General features: G+C 33.6%; 8 protein-coding genes and 1 pseudogene. 1 reads left to right on the top strand and 8 read right to left on the bottom strand.

Features of this window, described 5'->3' with window-relative positions:
• Positions 1-42: 42 nt before the first annotated feature.
• The 6 genes and pseudogenes from IE222_RS04980 to IE222_RS04955 all read right to left on the bottom strand — a co-directional run.
• Positions 43-1212 (bottom strand): annotated as a pseudogene (locus IE222_RS04980) (CDP-glycerol glycerophosphotransferase family protein); the annotation flags it as partial.
• Positions 1213-1453: 241 nt separating this feature from the next.
• Positions 1454-4663: a CDP-glycerol glycerophosphotransferase family protein gene (locus IE222_RS04975; protein WP_191270338.1), complete on the bottom strand. Its 3210-nt coding sequence runs from the start codon at positions 4661-4663 to the stop codon at positions 1454-1456.
• Between the two features lie 297 nt (positions 4664-4960).
• Positions 4961-7603, bottom strand: coding sequence for a glucosaminidase domain-containing protein (locus IE222_RS04970; RefSeq protein ID WP_191270336.1), 2643 nt, complete (start codon positions 7601-7603; stop codon positions 4961-4963).
• Between the two features lie 319 nt (positions 7604-7922).
• On the bottom strand, positions 7923-11237 hold the full coding sequence (locus IE222_RS04965; RefSeq protein ID WP_191270335.1) for a CDP-glycerol glycerophosphotransferase family protein: 3315 nt from the start codon (positions 11235-11237) through the stop codon (positions 7923-7925).
• 456 nt (positions 11238-11693) lie between these two features.
• Positions 11694-13604: a hypothetical protein gene (locus IE222_RS04960; RefSeq protein WP_191270333.1), complete on the bottom strand. Its 1911-nt coding sequence runs from the start codon at positions 13602-13604 to the stop codon at positions 11694-11696.
• Positions 13605-13609: 5 nt separating this feature from the next.
• Positions 13610-13960, bottom strand: a complete 351-nt coding sequence (locus IE222_RS04955) for a hypothetical protein (protein WP_191270331.1) — start codon at positions 13958-13960, stop codon at positions 13610-13612.
• Between the two features lie 220 nt (positions 13961-14180).
• Between IE222_RS04955 and IE222_RS04950 the strand changes: the two genes are divergently transcribed.
• On the top strand, positions 14181-15854 hold the full coding sequence (locus IE222_RS04950; RefSeq protein WP_191270329.1) for a right-handed parallel beta-helix repeat-containing protein: 1674 nt from the start codon (positions 14181-14183) through the stop codon (positions 15852-15854).
• 193 nt (positions 15855-16047) lie between these two features.
• Here the strand turns inward: IE222_RS04950 and IE222_RS04945 are convergent, their stop codons facing one another.
• Together IE222_RS04945 and IE222_RS04940 are read right to left on the bottom strand one after the other, a co-directional pair.
• Positions 16048-17073 carry a hypothetical protein gene (locus IE222_RS04945; RefSeq protein WP_191270327.1) on the bottom strand — a complete coding sequence of 342 codons (1026 nt, stop codon included), beginning with the start codon at positions 17071-17073 and terminating at the stop codon, positions 16048-16050.
• Between the two features lie 34 nt (positions 17074-17107).
• Complete coding sequence (locus tag IE222_RS04940) at positions 17108-17827, bottom strand: DUF6270 domain-containing protein (protein WP_191270326.1); 720 nt, start codon at positions 17825-17827, stop codon at positions 17108-17110.
• Positions 17828-17956 lie beyond the last annotated feature (129 nt).

Below are 17956 nucleotides of genomic sequence, written 5' to 3'. Positions count from 1 at the left end.
ACAAATAGTAATTGTGCCCGTCATGTATTCCATAAAAAACGGCTATTTATTTTTTAGAATGACTTCATTTACAACCCGTTCAGCCGCATGGCCATCTTCTAAATAACAAAATTGTTGATAGAATTCATTCATTTTATCGGCATAAACTTTATTTTCTTCGTATCCTTTGATTGCCTCAATGACTTCTGCGGTTGTTTTAACAAGCGGTCCAGGTGCCTTTTCGGCAAGATTGAAATAAAAACCTCTAATATCCTCTTTATATTCATCTAAATCATACGTAAAAAAGATCATCGGCCGTTTTAAATTAGCGTAATCGAAAAATACAGAGGAATAATCAGTAATCAGCAAATCACTGATTAAATATAGCTCCTGGATATCTTCATGTTTGGAAAAATCGTAGGCAAAACCTTTAAATGCATCAAGATTAAAGTTCTCTGCAACCAAATAATGCATCCGAAGAATGATTATATATTCCTCACCAAGCTCCTGCTGCAGTAACGTTAAATCAAGCTGCAAATCCATTTTATATTTCCCAATCTGGTAAAACTGATTATCTCTCCATGTTGGAGCATAAAGAATAATTTTCTTATCATTTGGGAGATGATGGATTTCCTTAAAGCGCTTGGCTATCTCATCACGTTCCGGTTTATAAAAAATATCATTCCGCGGGTATCCTGACTCAATCAGTTTTTTTTCAAATTTAAATGCCCGTTTGAAGATTTCTGTTGAATAACGGTTAGGAGAAATTAAGTAATCCCAGTTTCTAGATTCTTGATAGAAATGCTGCTTATAGTCCTCTGTGGTTGTCCCCGGCATCCGCACTTCCTTCATATCAAAGACTAATTTCTTTAATGGAGTGCCATGCCATGTTTGCAAATATATAGTATGTTTAGGCTTTGGAATCCAAAGCGGCATACGGCTGTTAGTCACCCAGAATCGTGCCTGTGCCATTAAAAACAGCCATTTAATCGAAAAACGCCTTGCATAAGGAACGCCTTTATCTACAAATCCCTTTTCAAATCGGGGGTCAACACTCCACACCAAATCATATTCCGGATAGTGGGTTTTAAGATACTCATAAATTGCTCTCGGGCTATCACTATATTGCTTGCCAAGAAAGCTTTCAAAGATGATTAAGTTTGGTTTCGCCGGCAAAATCGAAACCATTTTAAATAAAAGCTTATAAGCTAATTTTGATAGTGATGATTTTTTTAATGCTGATAACAATGATACCGCTCTCCTCACCAATTATTTATGAAAGACCTGCTGAATGGAGAGCCTCATAGGGTTGAACATGAGGCATAGTATTATAGAGGTAAAAACTTTACCTGCCTATAGAAACACTACAAGGCTGCATGTACACATAGCAGCCTTGCATTTTACTCCTGTATACCATTATCGTCAAGCTTTAATAATTTTTCAAGTACAATACAATGTTTTTACCTCTAACTCTTTAACTTAAAACCTTATAGAATGTTCCCATTGCCTTTTGGTTGTATTCTTCTGGCAGAAATTCAATCATATTTCCTGCTGGCTGCTTTTCAGCTGCCTCCTGCAACCCTTTTTCTATACCTTCAATACTATTTTCTACTAATAGACCATACCTTCCGTGTTCTAATACGGTTCTATTTGCAACAATATCGGTTGCAACAATTTTCATCCCAAGTGTTAAAGCCTCTAAAAGTACCATCGGCTGCCCCTCATAATGAGAGGAAAGAACAAAGCAATCACATTTTTTCATGATTATAAAAGGATTCTCAACTTGACCTACGAGAAAAACGGAATCTTTTAGCTTTAATTCTGCTATTAAATCCTCTAACTCTTTTCTTAATGGACCTGCCCCTAAAATATATAACTTAGAGTTTTGTTGATTTTGATGAAAACGAGCAAAAGCATTGATTAAATTGTCTTGAGCTTTTTCAGGTGATAATCTTCCCATATTAATGAAATTAAAGTTTTCACTGGATGGTTCTGGTATAGTTGTACCTTCGATTGTTTTGACTGCTATATATTCAGACATTTGAACGGCTTGGGTGTTTAACAAGCCTTCAGTCTTATGAATTTCTAATCGATCCACCGTTCCTTCATTTGCCGCGGCAATTTCCTTAACGCTATTCGCAGCTATTGTTAAGCGTCTTAAATGACTAATGTGCCTTTTATATTTTTGTCGATTCCACAATTTAAAGAGGCTCGTCTTAACTCCATTTTCTTTCTTAACCATTTTTAAAGCAGAGGAATCAATCCAGCCGAGGTGTACTCCATTAACAGAAATCCGGCTGTAAGTGCCATGCTGCGTCCTTACCTCTATATCAACATCTACTAAGACACCTTTATATTCTTTGCTTGAACATACCTTCTGAACACCTTCAACTTTATATGGTAAATTCCAAATACTATTGCCGGAGACATTTTGCAGGATCAACGATTTATTGACTACTTTTTCGGATAAAATACTATCTGGAAGCAGTTTAAAGCAGGTTTGGTCCAGCCAGCCTTCAATCCGGTCCTCTATAGCAAACTTATAGCATCCGCCAGCTTCAGTATATGCCTCCCTAAGAATCATTACCTCTTGATCAAGATAGTTTCCAGCTGGAGTTACCCGTACAGCGCCTTCTAACCCTGGAGGCCGGTTCCAAACAAAATGTTCTGCAGGATATTGGATAACCGCCCAAGACTTAAATGGTTTATTGCCTATCAATTGACCGGAATTTATCGATTCATCCTGACTGTCTGAATTCACTTCATTACTTAATCTTAATATTTTCTCAACATTAATCGAGTTCATTACATAATCAAATTTAGAGTTATCTGCATATTGTGCCAAATTCTTTTTATTTAACTCCATTGTTCCTAATGAAACGCTGACAAGCTTGTCGAAACGATGATAGACAGAAAAAAGTCCTCTTAAATTAATCCGGTGTGGTCTGCGACCATTTATCTTCCGCTCACTGTCTGACAGCAGATCATTATGCATATAACAGATTTTTTTCTTTGCATCAGTTGCTAGTAAATACTTAGCCCAAAATAAGCTATAACCACTAAAATCAATCGCAATATCAAATTTTGTTCTGCCGAAACACCTTTTTAATTCCCTTTTATAAGCCTGTTCAGGGTACAGCCTTTTAGTAAAGTCTGTATGCGCTCCGCGGTTATGTACAAATTTATCACGATATATTTCAAAGATGCTATATACCCCCTGCCCATTCCGAAACAGGAACCTGGCATTTTTATTTACTTTTGCTAAATTATTTAATACTTCTTTTGAAGAGGGTGAATTGATAAAAACACTGACGTCATACTGATTAAAATCGATATTATCCATTAAATTGATAAACGAAGAGGTGATGCCATTGTTCATCATCCCGCCAGGATAGATGAGAATTTTCTTTTTTTCTTTGTCTTGATGATGAATGACCTTCAAGCCTGGATCGATATTATTAAAAATATAATCAACAATTCTCTTTGTTACTCTTCCATCATCATGGTTAACAAAGCGGTTTTTTGCCATTTTGTAAACATTTTTATAATCAACGCTTACTTCTCCAATGCTTTGCACAGCCTCTATGACTTCTTTAATGGTAAACAAAATGGGCCCCGGCAATTCATTATCCCTCAAAGAACGGCCTCTTTCTTCATTATAATCATCATAATCCCAGACATAAAAAAGGATTGGTTTATCCGTTACTAAATAATCAAAGAAGATACTAGAGTAGTCAGTGATTAGCAGGTCCACTGCACTAAGCAGCTCATTTGTATCAATAAAATCAGGAACTAAAATATTCTTTATCTCCTGAAATTTCCTTGCCTCGGCATATAAAAATGGATGCACCTTGATGAGTACGTTGTATTCCCGGCCGACTTGATCTATTAAATAAGCCATATCAGCGATAATTTGGAACATATCATTCTTGGCTCTTGAAACATTTGTCCCTTTCCATGTAGGAGCATAAAGAATCGTTTTTTTAGATGAGTCAATCGTTAAACCCGTACTGGTTAAAACCGCCTGGAATTGCCTGCGATTTGTTTGAAGCGTCAAATCAATTCTTGGATAACCTTCTTCAATAATCTCCCCGGGATAGATTCCCTTCAACTTATAGCTGTCTAAAAACATGTTCGAAGTATGTTCGTTTGGACTAAGCAAGTAATCCGCACTTAAAAAATTTCTAACAACGTTTTGTGATAATGATGGATTTCCCGGAATATCAAAGCCCATACTTTTCAGCGGTGTTCCATGCCAGGTATTAATATAAACCTGATCACTTTTAGGAATGAAAAAAGACTGAAAGGTAGAGTTATTGATTAAGTACTTACTAGCTGCTAAACATTTGAGATATTCTTTCGAATTACGTTTAACAAACTTAACATTTTTATAATCCTTATATTGATTCATTACACTTTGTAAATCATCAAAGCAATGTAAAGACCAAATATGTTGATAGTCCTTATATTCCGGATTATGCAGCAGATATTTAAATATGGCATAGGGGCTGTCAGTAATACTTTTCCCATCACGACTCTCATAAAGAATGGTCCGGTCTATTACATCTAGCTTTTCATAATACCGTCTGTATTGATAGTTTCTACGCTGAGTTACTTTTCTAATATAATTAATGATTGGTACGACAATAAACCTGATTTTTCTTTTTATAATTTTTGCATTCAATCAAACCACCCCTTATTTGCGGCTAAATGTCAATCTTTGAGATTAAAAATGCCATTTGTTAAAAAATTACACTATACTGTTTATAGTATACATTTTTTAAACTGGGGAAATATTGGAATCTTTTCTACAAATTTCTGCAAATTACGCATATTTGCTTAAATTGTCATATTTACATAAAGTGCTTTTATTACTAATTTAGAAAACTTAATAAAGCAAAAAAAACGGCCTAACAAATTGGACCGTTTTTTGGGATTTAAAAAGGGGCCAAAATAATTTTGGCCCCTTTCTACGAAACTATTATTTTTCAATTACGTTTATAAAATCTCCTGAAACCCATCCCGTGCTAGAAGAGTTAGGAAGATAGACATTATACCAGCCGTCCTGGATGACAGGCTTTCCGTCTTTTAAAACAGCCTTTAGATAGCTATTAGCCGGAACTGATCCAATCTTATCTCCATCAACAGGTTGTTTTCGAATATACAGGTATGTGCTTATACCTTTAACCTGCAGTAAATTATCTATTTTGATACTGTCTCCGTATACCCACCCGGCTTCACCATTTATTAAAATTCGGTACCATCTGTGGTCATATGGATATTCACCGTTTTCTTTTACGTCTGTATTAAACCCTTCAACGGTTATTACTGAACCAGCTAATAAGTAATCCAAATAGGTTGAACTAGAGGTATATGGCAGCGATCTAAAACTCACATTTTCAGTAATCTTACCTGTTATTCCATTTGGAAAGTCAATAATAATATTAGTTGGGTATGGCAGTCCTTCAGGAATATATCTGCTCAGGTCAGCAGGCGCACTCCCGTTTAAAGGTAATTCAGAAACAGTAGAATAGTATTTTCCATCATAAGGGTTCATACTCTCCATTAGATTCGCAATACCATTCTTCCAGTTTTGATCGGTTGCATATCTAACATTCATTCCCCTTAAGGTTGAGCCATATTCTGAATAATAATATGGACCTCCAGGAGTTAAATAGTTAGTTCTAACCATATAAGCTACAGCTTCAATACTATTTTCGATTGTCGGAAAGTAATATCCGCAGGTAAACGGACATACATCATATGCACCATAGCCATAAAGGTTATTTTTATATTTTATGAGGTTGGAACCTCCCCAGCCCGTTTCCCAAATTGCGTGTGCAACAAGATATAACGCATTAACTCCATATTTGTTTTGGACATTTATGAAACTTTGGGCATATTCTTTTAATGGGCTAGAAGGTTTTACTCTGTTAAAATAATCCACGATATCCTGTGCAGTGATATTAGCCGGCTTTCTTAAATCTAAGTCTAAATAAGGTCTTGTCGTAATATCGCTAACACTGATATAACCTACGTGCGCTGTCCCCTTAATATAAACTTTTACCTTATACCAAGAAGATGTAAAAGTTTCAACTTTCAATTCGGAGCCGCCAGGATATGATTTTAAAGCCGGTGCTTTTTTGGAAGCATAAGTATACACCTTCAAATCATCCTTGGCCCAAACCTGTTTAGTTGAAGGACTAGTCGTACTGTTTTCTACATGACTTGATGCAATATAAACAGTTTTCTTCTTTCCATTAACATAAACAGTTGCTGAGTACCAGCCATTCGCAAAAGTTTGATATTTTAAGATACTTCCTAAAGGATAGGACTTTACTGCCTTTGAACTCGTTGAGGCTATTTCATATACTGAAGTTGGATCCTTTAATGCCACTCCAGTATAACTCTTCGGATTTTCGACAGCATTTTCAACATCCTGGACATTAATATATCCTGATACAGCTTTTCCGTTGATATAAACCTTACCTTCATACCAGCCAGAGGTTAAAGTTTTATATTTTAAGATTGTACCGATAGGATATGATTTTAAGGTAGTAGAATAGGTTGATGCTTTTGCATATACCTTAGTAGGACTTTTCAGCGCAACACCTTGAAGATCCAATTGTTTGCTGGTCAAGTTTTCAACATCTGCTTTATAAATGTATCCTTTGACTGCTTTACCATTCATATACACCGTACATTCATACCATTCAGACGTTAGTGGTTTGTATTTTAACACTGTTCCTTGGGCATAGGATTTAAGTACCTTCGAACTTTTTGCTGCTTTTGAATAGATACTAGTTGGATTTTTTAGTGCAATTCCTTCTAAATTATGTTGTGAACTAACAATATTCTCAACATCACTTGCCTTAATGTACCCTGTTACAGCTTTGCCATTCATATACACCGTACATTGGTACCAATCATTTGAATATGTTTCGTATTTTAGAATGGTCCCTTGCGCATAGCTTTTTAATTCTTGGGAGCTGGTTGACGGCATTTTGTAAACTATAGTCGGATTTGCTAATCCAATCCCTCTAAGTACGACAGATTCCTCAGCCGTTGCAACAGTAAGTGAACGTGTAGTAACTGTGTTTACTTCTGTTTCACCAGACGTGCTTTCCTCTGCTTGTTTTACAGAATCCACAGCTGTTTCAGAATCCTTAACCTCTTCAGTTTGGATGTTTTCACTGCTTACTTCTGCACTTTGGGTTTCTGTTGTATCGAGGGAAGGTTCTTCAACATTTGAATCGTTAGCCTCTTCAGTTCGACTATTTCTAAACTCTTCAGCTTGCGATACGTCCACGACACGATCATTTTCCACATAACCACTTAACTGCTCCTGTCGCTGCTCATCTAAGTACTGGACTAGTGTATATTCTTGCCCTTTTTCTATTACTGATACTGCTGTATCATCCTTGATTGTGCTAATAATGGGAGATGTACTAGATGCTTGTTCATATAAATTAATACTTCCTCCTATTTCATCAGCAAATAATACAGCATTAACTTCTTGGTCCCCAGTTGTTTCCGCAGCATAAACAGCGGATTGATTAGGAATAAACTGCAGAAATAAAAGAAGAATCAGAACATACGAACTTACCTTTTTTACTTTACTCACCAACTATTCCTCCGTATTAAATTTAGAACTCTTCATAGCTGTATTGACTAAGCAGTTACATTTAACGAGAATCCGCTAATCAAGCAGAAAAGTTTTTAAACTTTCATTTTCCCCCCTTTTTTTTAATTCCACCTTTTAATCTAACAAATTTCAACAAATTCTGCTACAAATCTACGACATTTCCAATAACTACTCTTAAAAAATCATACATTCGCCCCGATTCATCTTCAATTTTTCAGACATTTATGAGGCTTAATTCCTACCATTTTTCATAAAAAGAACCTTTGGCCCAAAAATACCAAAGGTTCTTTCTTCATTATTATTTAAAAAATTGATTGACAACCCTTTCGGCTGCTCTGCCATCCTCTAACGGACAGTACTTTCTTTTAAACGCATCGTACTTGTCCTTGTATTTCACCTTTACATCTTCAATATTTTCTAAAGCATTGGCGATATCTTCTGTGTCAAATAAAAATGGTCCTGGTGCTTCCTCTTCAAAATCCATATAGAAGCCGCGAACATCATTTTTATACGTATCCAAATCGTAAGTATAGAAAAATATTGGTCTGCCGGTATTAGCATAATCGAACATTACGGAGGAGTAATCAGTCATTAATATATCGCTAATTAACAAAAGCTCCTGGATATCCGAATAATTCGACACATTCTTTACAAAATCCCTTAGCTCCTCTGGAATCGTCAGCTTGTTACTAATGACTACATGCATCCTCATTAATAATATATATTCGTCACCGAACTGTTCCTGCAGCCTGTGCAAATCCATATTGATATTAAAGACAAATTTATTATTCCCGCTTGTTTCATTGTCCCTGAAAGTAGGGGCATATAAAATAACCTTTTTATTCGCAGGAATTTTCAAGACACTTTTCACTTTATTAGCAATTTCCTCTTGTGCACCTTGATAAAATAGATCATTTCTTGGGTAACCAATCTCCAACATATTGCCTTTATAGCGGAAGGCACTCTTAAAAGCATTTGTTGCATACTCGCTTGGGGAGATTAAATAATCCCAAGTTTGCGTCGCATTATAGACCCTGTCAAGATAACCTTCATCTCGTCCCTGGACATGCTCGATATCGAATAACATCTTTTTCAAAGGGGTTCCATGCCATGTTTGAATATAGGTTGTCTCTTTCCTCTTTTGGATATAGGTAGGAAAGTTCTGATTATTAATCCAATAACCGGCCTTTGCCAAGTAATAGTAATATTGCGGGCTAAGCCTTTTTATCTTTATGGTTTCAGGATCGATAAACCGGATATTTTTGTTAATGACCCAAACTTTTTTATACGGCAGGTTCTGCTTCGCAATCTCCTCATAAATAACCCGAGGGCTGTCAGCATACTGCTTCCCTACACCGCTTTCGAATAAGATAAGGTTTTTATCTACTGGAAGCAGTTTTTTTGCCAGTTTGTAAAATAATTTCATCAAAGGGAAATAATATTTCGTCTTTCTAAAACGATTAAATACCCGTATCAGCAGGTCATTATCCATTATCTTTTCTATCACTGTCTTTTTCAGCGGCAGATTCTTTACAACCTCATAAATCCTTTTTGAGAAGTTAAGATCCCGGTATTTTAGGAATTTATCAGCCCTTTGTTTATTACGGTCTGACATTTTATATTGACGGTCTGTATAGTAGTGAAGCCTGTCTAATATCCCTTCTAAATTAGTGACAATATCTCCAGGCAAATCATTTTCTAAATCTAAATGGGACGGTCTTTTCCCGATAAAGCGGTCCCTATCGAATTGATAGTAAATAATTGGTTTGTATAAAAAGCTAAAATCAAAACCGACACTCGAATAATCGGTAATCATGATGGCACTTTCTTTTAGCAGATATTGAACATCCACTTCCCCCTGATTAATCACCCTTACAGGGGCATCTTGGAAATAGGAAGTAAATTTCTGCATATTTGGATGTAAACAAAGAATGATTTCAAGATTGTTTTTAGAAGCAATGTCCTGCAGCTCAGGGCTGAAAACAAGGTCTTTATACCTTTCAAAATACTCACTCTCTAAAAATGCTTCATCGGTGGTAATCCAATCCCTCCACGTTGGGATGATTAATAATTGTCGTTTAACCTCTACATCATTGGCTAGAAGTTTATCGTAGCGGGACAGCCCTGTGACAAATACCTCTTTAGGATTATAACCAAAGTCGTTTACAATCATCTCTTTTTCAAAATCTGAGCTGACGATGAATGCATCTGTATGAAAACCTGATACATTTTTCCCGTAGTTGGCAATCATGTTTTTCGTCCCCATGACACCATGCTGCAAGAATACCTTTATTCCCTTGACAGCCCTTTTAAATCTTCGGCTCCGTACCGGGTATAAGTAATCAGCATGGTGAGAACCAATAATTCTAGTTGCCATTAACACATGCCAAATATGTTCCTTTGATTTAAAGTCAAGAATGTTTCCAAGCTGCTCGACATTTTTCCGCTCTGGTGAGTCTTTGTCAATGACATAATAGGCATTTTTGTCGGGATGTTTTTCCCGCATATATTTAAAAAAGTGATAACCTGTATCCTGCGCTTTATACGGCCTTTCTCCAATAATCCAAATATCCTTATGTTTATTAAAAAGCCGTTCAAGCCAAGCAAATTTTAATTTTTTCTGCAAATAATGGAACGTCTCTTTATCGAATTCAAAGACCTCCAAGGATAAATTGAACCCTTTAAAGGTGTAATAAGGTGTAATAATAGAAACGTTATTTCCAATCATAGAATAAATCTCTTTGATAAAAAATTTAGCCCTCAATGTTGGACGGCCAACACGAACATATTTTTCTTCACTTTGATCATGAAGTTTAATCTTTAAAAATAAGTCATAAATATCTTCTTTTAAGTTGGTATCACCAGGAATCATATTAAAATTAAGATCCGCCTTGTAGTAATAACGATTAAGACCATATTTTAAGGCTGTTTCTTCTTCATTCCAAATAAAAGAAACATCTGTCTCCAGCTCTATCTTACTGTCCCTTCCCTTTAAAATCAGCCTGCCGTCTACAATTCTTGAACCTTTTGTAAAAAGTTTACCTTCAATTGATAAGATATTGGGAGCTGTCTTTAAACGGTCTATTTGAAGGATCGGCGGGATAAATGGATCCTTATCAAGAACAATTGATATATTTCCTTTTTTGGTGAGATAACAAATTGCCTTTGTTTCGTTACTATATATGTAATTTAACCCTTCCACACGGGTGTGCTGGAATCGGCCAAGACGAATAAAATATTCGGCATACCTTATACCGTTTTCTTCAATAAATTCAGCTTTTTCATCCAGTTTTGCTAAAGCTGATTCACTTAAAGTTTCGACAGCCACCCTAAGTTTAAGATACCAGTCAAAATTTGAATCCTCAAAAGAAACCAATCGTGGGATTAATTTAGATAAATCCACGTTAAAATTAAACTTTCCGTCGGCTGAAGAATTTGCTCCTACTTTTACTCCCTTATCGTCATTACGGGTCTGCAGCCATAATTCAGTTACCTGATAATAGTCTTTAGATAAATTCCCCTGGATTTGCAGAAACTGATCGTTCTGAACTATATAGATCTTTTCTTTTAAAGAGCTAGCGTTTTTTCTCTTTTTCCTTTTTTGAAACAACATACTAATCACCATGCAATTCTGTAGTGAATTTATGTACTTCTTTGGTGTGACTTATAATAAATGTACATAGTTTTTATGATAATTGTTTTTATTTTTTATTACAATAATGCTGTCTTTTACTTTAGAATTTCATTAATTATTAGAAGTTATCCATAAAAGACAGACTTCTTCATAAACCCTAATGTAAAATGGACTTTTTCTTTCTTATTCTAACAAAATCAATTATTTTTTTACAAAGTTTTTTATATAAATAGGAAAATTAATAAAAAACAAAAGGTATCCAATTTAACTGGATACCCTTCGTATTCTTAATATTTATTATAAGATTAGCTTATCCATAATAAACGGGATTACCCCTACTTACGAGTATTTGAAAAGGGGGATTGTTTAGAATTAAACAGGAAAAATAAGATTAAAAGCCCAACTTAATGAATAAGAAGGGCGTTGCATTTGACACTATATATTTCCTATAGTCCATATATTTTTATCTTTAAGATAATTATCATCTACCTTTTCCTTATTAAAATACCAAAGAAGTATGGAATAAATATGAAATACAGTTCTTATGTGTACTCGATTATTTAAGTCGTTCTTTAGTAGTCTGTAAAGAATTTTTCTGTTAAAAAGTGATGCCACTTGACTAGATGGCATTGAAGAAATTAATTCGAGTGTCTTTTGTTGAACCCTTTTTATTTCAACAACTTGCCAAAGATGAGCTTTCAATCTATTTGCTTTTTCCTTCTGTTCGGGTGTTGCTACTATGTTCCTATTTAGTTCTTTACCATATATTAGCTCTGATAAACCAAATTTAGGTTTATCAATGCTGCTAAACTCTCTTACATTCGGTTTTTCTCTATATCTTATATAATTTTCATTAAAGATTTCTCTATCAAAAGGCAGTTCAATTAAATCCTTATACAATTGACTCATGATATCAATACCAACAATATTTGCTGAGCGTAGCTCTTGGGGTAATGTCAGTGCACACCTTATGGCTGATAATGAATATAGCGGATCAAACCTTGACGCAAACTCAGACCAACTATGGGATTGGAATCCTATATAATATCGATTTCTGATTCTAGTGTACAGGTAATCTAAATATGCATCTTGTCTAATTCCATTATCTTTAGCCTCGTCAAAAATATGCCTTATTTTTTTAGACAACTTGTTCTTAAAGTTAGCTGAAAATAAAGAATCATCATCATTTTCGTTAAAAAATACATTTCCCCATAATTTTGGTAATAAGGATAAAATATTTGTGTTATGTTCGGCAAGTCGAGAACCAAAGAAGGACCTAAAACATTCTCCATATCCTCCACTAAGTATAATATCAGTTGTTTTTTTATAATTCCCGTGAATTCCAGCAGATAGGATACCCCCAGAAAACTCCATAGGTAAAAGATATTCTTCCTCTAATGTAGAAGGAGTTTTGAGCGTATTGTAGCCTGGGTATTCAGTCATTGTAAGATTAAATTCTGTGGATAGCCTTTCTGCAATTAATCGATCAGTCAATTCAAATTGATCTGAACAAAAGAAATGATAATTATCAGATGAATTTATATTAAGAATACTAGATAAAACCAGTCTGGAATCAAAACCACCTGTTAAATGCGCTATCTTATGTGCGCCATTTTCATAATTAGATACAGCGGTTATATTATTCTTTATTTCCTCTACTGCAATTTCAATTTCTTCATTATAATTAGTGACCGGAGTAAAAAATTGCTGTTTCCATAAGTAATCCTTAATAGTAAATGAATGATTCCATGCTTCAACATATTGGAATGGCTTCAAAGCTTTGATTTCTTCATAGCTTGAATCAAAAAAACCACCGTTTCCTGTACCTACTAATTCATTTAGATAATCCATAGACTTTTTCAAAGGAATATCCAGTGCATTAAGTATACTTTTAATACTATAAATGCTATTAGAAAATACAGTCACTGCTTCAGATTGGAAGTAAAAAACTATTCCTCCTGAAAGAGGGTCGGTTATGATAGATGCTTTATTTTCAACCTTATTAATTACATAAATGGTTAATGAACCTCTTATATTTTTACCAATTAATTCACTAGATAGATCGGATGTAATGTCATATACATCACTGCCTTTTGTAATAAATTTACTTTTATAAACACCTGAGCCGCTTATATCTATTATTTCATTTTTAGTATTAAAAGCTTTAGAAGAGGGAATAAAGTAACATCCATCATAAATTCTAAAATTGCTAAGTTGATCATACTTATTTTCTGAAAAAACAATTGCAGGACAGTCTCTAAACAATGTTGTAATCCTACCTTCCTGTTTTAATAGGGAATATTTCTTTACTTTAATTTTTTTCTTTAAACAGATACGGTAATACACCAATGTTACATTCTAACAGCTTCAGTCGTTTTTGCTTTAACTTTATCATTTTTATTTTTTACAAAAACCCTAACTTTATAAATACCTCGTTTACTAATCTTATAGGAAAAATGAGCATCACTTTTATAAGGAAATTTCTTTAGCAATTTATTATCCAAGTACAGATAGTGTGCAAATGTTAATTCCTTGCCTTCTGCTTTTGTTTCAACGACCAAGTTCTTCGAATTTTTTTTCTTAATCATAACCTTTAATATTTTGGGCTGATTTTCATTAGACTCTTTATTCGTTTGCTCCTTACCACAACCTGAAATTAGTAATAAAGTGACCAATACTACACTAAATAACTTTGATTTCATTTTTGATTCCTCCCAAAAAAATGTCTAACTAAATTATACACAAATAAATACTAATTCATAGGTTTACCACACGAATTATTGTCCCTTTAAAAACAAGGTAGAAATTTTCAATGGTATAATAAAGTATATCGGTAGAATAAAAAGCTATACTATTCTAAAATATGAATAGAAGCGTAAATAATAAATTAGAAAATAATTTCTAAATAGGTGGAGATGGATATTGCGTTTAAGTAGATTTTCAAAAAATACAAATATAATTATTATATTTTTAATTTTAACAGCCTCTTTATTCCTAGGCATTTGGATTTTCCATAATCAAAAACAGGATAAGATTACGGATAATAGTAAAAGAATCAAAGTGCAAAAAGAAATCAAAAAAACCTACTCTTTTATTAATGTTAGTGACTATGGTGCTGTTGGAGATGGTAAACACAATGATACTCAAGCCATTTTAAATGCCATTGAACATGTTAAAAACGGCGGAAATATCATTTTCGATTCCAATAAGACCTATCTTATTACTGAGACTATTAAGATTACAAAAGATATTAATATTACTACTAATGGGCAAAAAAATGCCACATTACTAATGGGGAGTAATACAAAAAATGAACCAGTATTATACTTTACTGGCAAAGTGAAAAAGACGATAGAAATTAACAATATTCTAAAAACTAGGGATATACATATAAATCTTCCAAATAGATCTGGTGTTGATTCAAATGACCTTTTATTAATCGAGAGTAACAAACCATGGTATTTTGAGCCTAGGACAGGTACACAAAATTTACACAAAGGGGAACTTCACAAAATTATCGGGGTTAATAAATCCGAAGTTATTCTTGCAGAAGGTATTTGGGATGCATATGATCCACAAAAAGAGAACATAAAGATAAAATTAATTGACCCTATAAATATAAGCATTGAAAAAATTAATATTATCCGTAAACCTTCCAACGACCGTACAGTAGGTATTAAATTAGAATATGGAACGAATAGTTCTATTAATAGAGTAAGCATCAAAAACTCTACTGCTGTTGGAATTTACGTAGTAAGTAGTTATCGTACGAATATAGAGAATTCCAAGGTAACTGAGGCAAATGATAAGTATAGTGGTTATGGTATACAATTATACGGAAGTTCATATTCAACAATTCAAGATAATCGAATTTCGGGCTCCAGACGAGGTATAGACGTATCCGGGCAATATCCGGATTATTTTAGCACCGTAGAATTTAATTCTGTCTATGGTGGAGGTAAAAATGAATTAGGTTTACAATACTTAACTGAAGATACACAATATGGTATCGGAACACATTCAACTGCCAACTTCACTGTATTTAGAGGAAACGTGTTAGCTAATCTAAATTATGGAGTTAACATACGAAGTTCAAATGTAACAATTAAGCAAAACAAATTTTTAGGTTATTTTAAGGGAGCTGCTATTATATTAGCATTTGGAAGAAATGTATCTATAGTAGATAATGAAACAATTAGTGGAAATAATATTCCACAAATTGCTCTAAAAAATAACCTACCTAAAAGTATAAAAGACTTTAATGCAAAAAATTTCCTTTCAATTAAGCGCTCATATGATTTAAATAATAGTGAGATACAAATAGTTGGAAATAAAGCATTAGATATTTCCGAATCGTTCATTAAATTCTTAAATGACCAAGGTACTAATACAACTCAAATCAAAAAAATACAAGTCTTAAATAATGATATTAAGCAAGCTAGTATGATGCCTAATCGGCAACCTTTTTATTTTATCTTTTCAGAATTTCCTCTAATGGCTAATTCAAGTATCATGAATAAAAATAAAATTGTAAATTATTCAATGGAGGAACAGGTACCCGTCTTGAAAAACTTTATTGAATCTAATAACAAATAAAGATGCTGAAGGACTGCCCTTTAGCATATAAAAAAAGCAAGTGGCGAAAAACTTTATGCTTTTCCCTTCTTGCTTTTTTATCTTTTTATTTTGTTCAACCTATACCTCGTTGAGACTGTTCAAGGAAGTCTATATTGATACATGATCCTTTTAGACAGGCTCCTTGTATTATTAATTTGTTTATAATTTTCCCCTAAACTTCAACCTGATTTGTCCCAATCTTTACAATTCCCTTTTCATTTCTAATATATATCCTAACCCGATATTTTCCTGGCTGGCTTACAGTCAGTGTATAACTATTTGCCCTGTTATAGTGTATTTTTTCAAATGGTTCGTTATCGTTATTTCTAAAGAAATAATACGCGTATCTGATAGAGCTATCACTTTTTAAGGTATTAGCTATATGACAGAAAACCTTAAGCTCATTTTCTTTTTGTTCTAATTGAGCCCTTAAAATTGTAATTTTCCCTGTAATTCTTGAAAGTTGATTCATCAAGAATGGGGTATAGTATTGCCCAATTAAACCATGATCGGAATAGTCCTGTATATCTAAACGATACTTAATTCTATGATTATCCAGACATTCAATAAAGGGCTTTCCATAATTCACAAAATGGTGATCTCCTGCTCCTCCATGAATATTATAGTTAGTATTTTTTCTTGGATTAAAAAAGATTTTTTCAAAGAATCTATTTAAGTAACGTCTATCATTTTCTTCGTTTCCATTGGTTATTAAAGGCAAAACCTTGTTTCGTGTATAGTCTCCCAGCCATAGATAATCACCTACTTTGGTTTGCATTCCCCCAGCAACTACATGGCCCAAACTATATTTCATTCCAAAGTATAACGCAGCAGTACCACCTTTACTTGAACCAATCGTAATAACATTAGACATAGGGATTTGTAATCTATTAGCGATATAATTAATCAACGCCATAACAGTAACTTCATAATCTAATGATTTATTTTTTCCAATATAATAGCAAGGGTGTCCATCATAACTATCTAAGATAAACAGCTTATGACAATTAAAATCCCTTAATTGTTTGACATAGTTATATCTTGCAGGTTCACCAGTTGATTCTTTTCCATTAAATCCTGAAAATCCAATGATCAAATGCTCTGACACTTCAGTTGAAGGTGAAAAATAATATTTAATCGGCAGTGCGCCGTTAAATATCTTTTCATTTTCTTTAATCATTTCTGCTATTGAAGACACCCTTTACCCACCCTTTATGTATCTTATTTCTTTTCTATTCTATTGTAATAGTCTGTAATTGTTGAAGAAATTCCTTATAATATTCTTCTTCAAAATGAAACGGAGATTTTCCCCAGCGATGTGTTTCATCCGAATAGTACTTTCCATTAAGATCTATTACATGAATACCATCCATATGGTTTTCTATAAAAGAGTAATAGGTATTTAATAGACGATTATTTTGACTAATTACTTCTATATTTTCAAATTCTCTCAGATCTCCTGCAGCAGTTTTATATTTCTCTTGCCAGAAAACCTTATGTAAAATAATCTTATTTAAGTCAAACTTCTTCTTCAAATCTTCGATAAATAACTCAGCTTTTTCAAACCATAAATTTTCTGGTAACTGAAGGCGATTCAGAATTGATACTTGGTCTAATTTAAGTTTTGCATTATCATATTCCTTGGACCTTGTAATATAAGGACCTTGTTTTAATTTGATCAGATTCATTCTTTCGTCTATTAAATCAATAATAAAATAGTCAGATGAGGGATTCTGTATATATCTTCTAAACATTTTTTGCAAATCATTATAGACCATTCTTTGTTGAAATCTAGAGGAAAGCTGTATCTCATCTTCCCTAATATTAATTGCTTTTGAGTATTGACTTATAATAGAAGTACGCGCAAAATACCTATTTATTGTAAATGGATTATCTAATGCAAATGCATCTCTAGTTACACAACTTCCAAAAATATCGATTATAATCGACATCTTATCAATCCTCCTTAGTATTTACTAATCTTCGTATCTTTAGGATATTTTTTAAAACAACCCACTATTTGGTAATTAAAAGCCTATTTAAATAAAAATATCCCTAACTTTTTATTTAAATCGGGGATA

This window comes from Neobacillus kokaensis (assembly GCF_014656545.1).
Lineage (GTDB): Bacteria > Bacillota > Bacilli > Bacillales > Cytobacillaceae > Neobacillus > Neobacillus kokaensis.
Note: the sequence above shows the minus strand (reverse complement) of the source record. Positions and strands in the feature narration are given on the sequence as shown.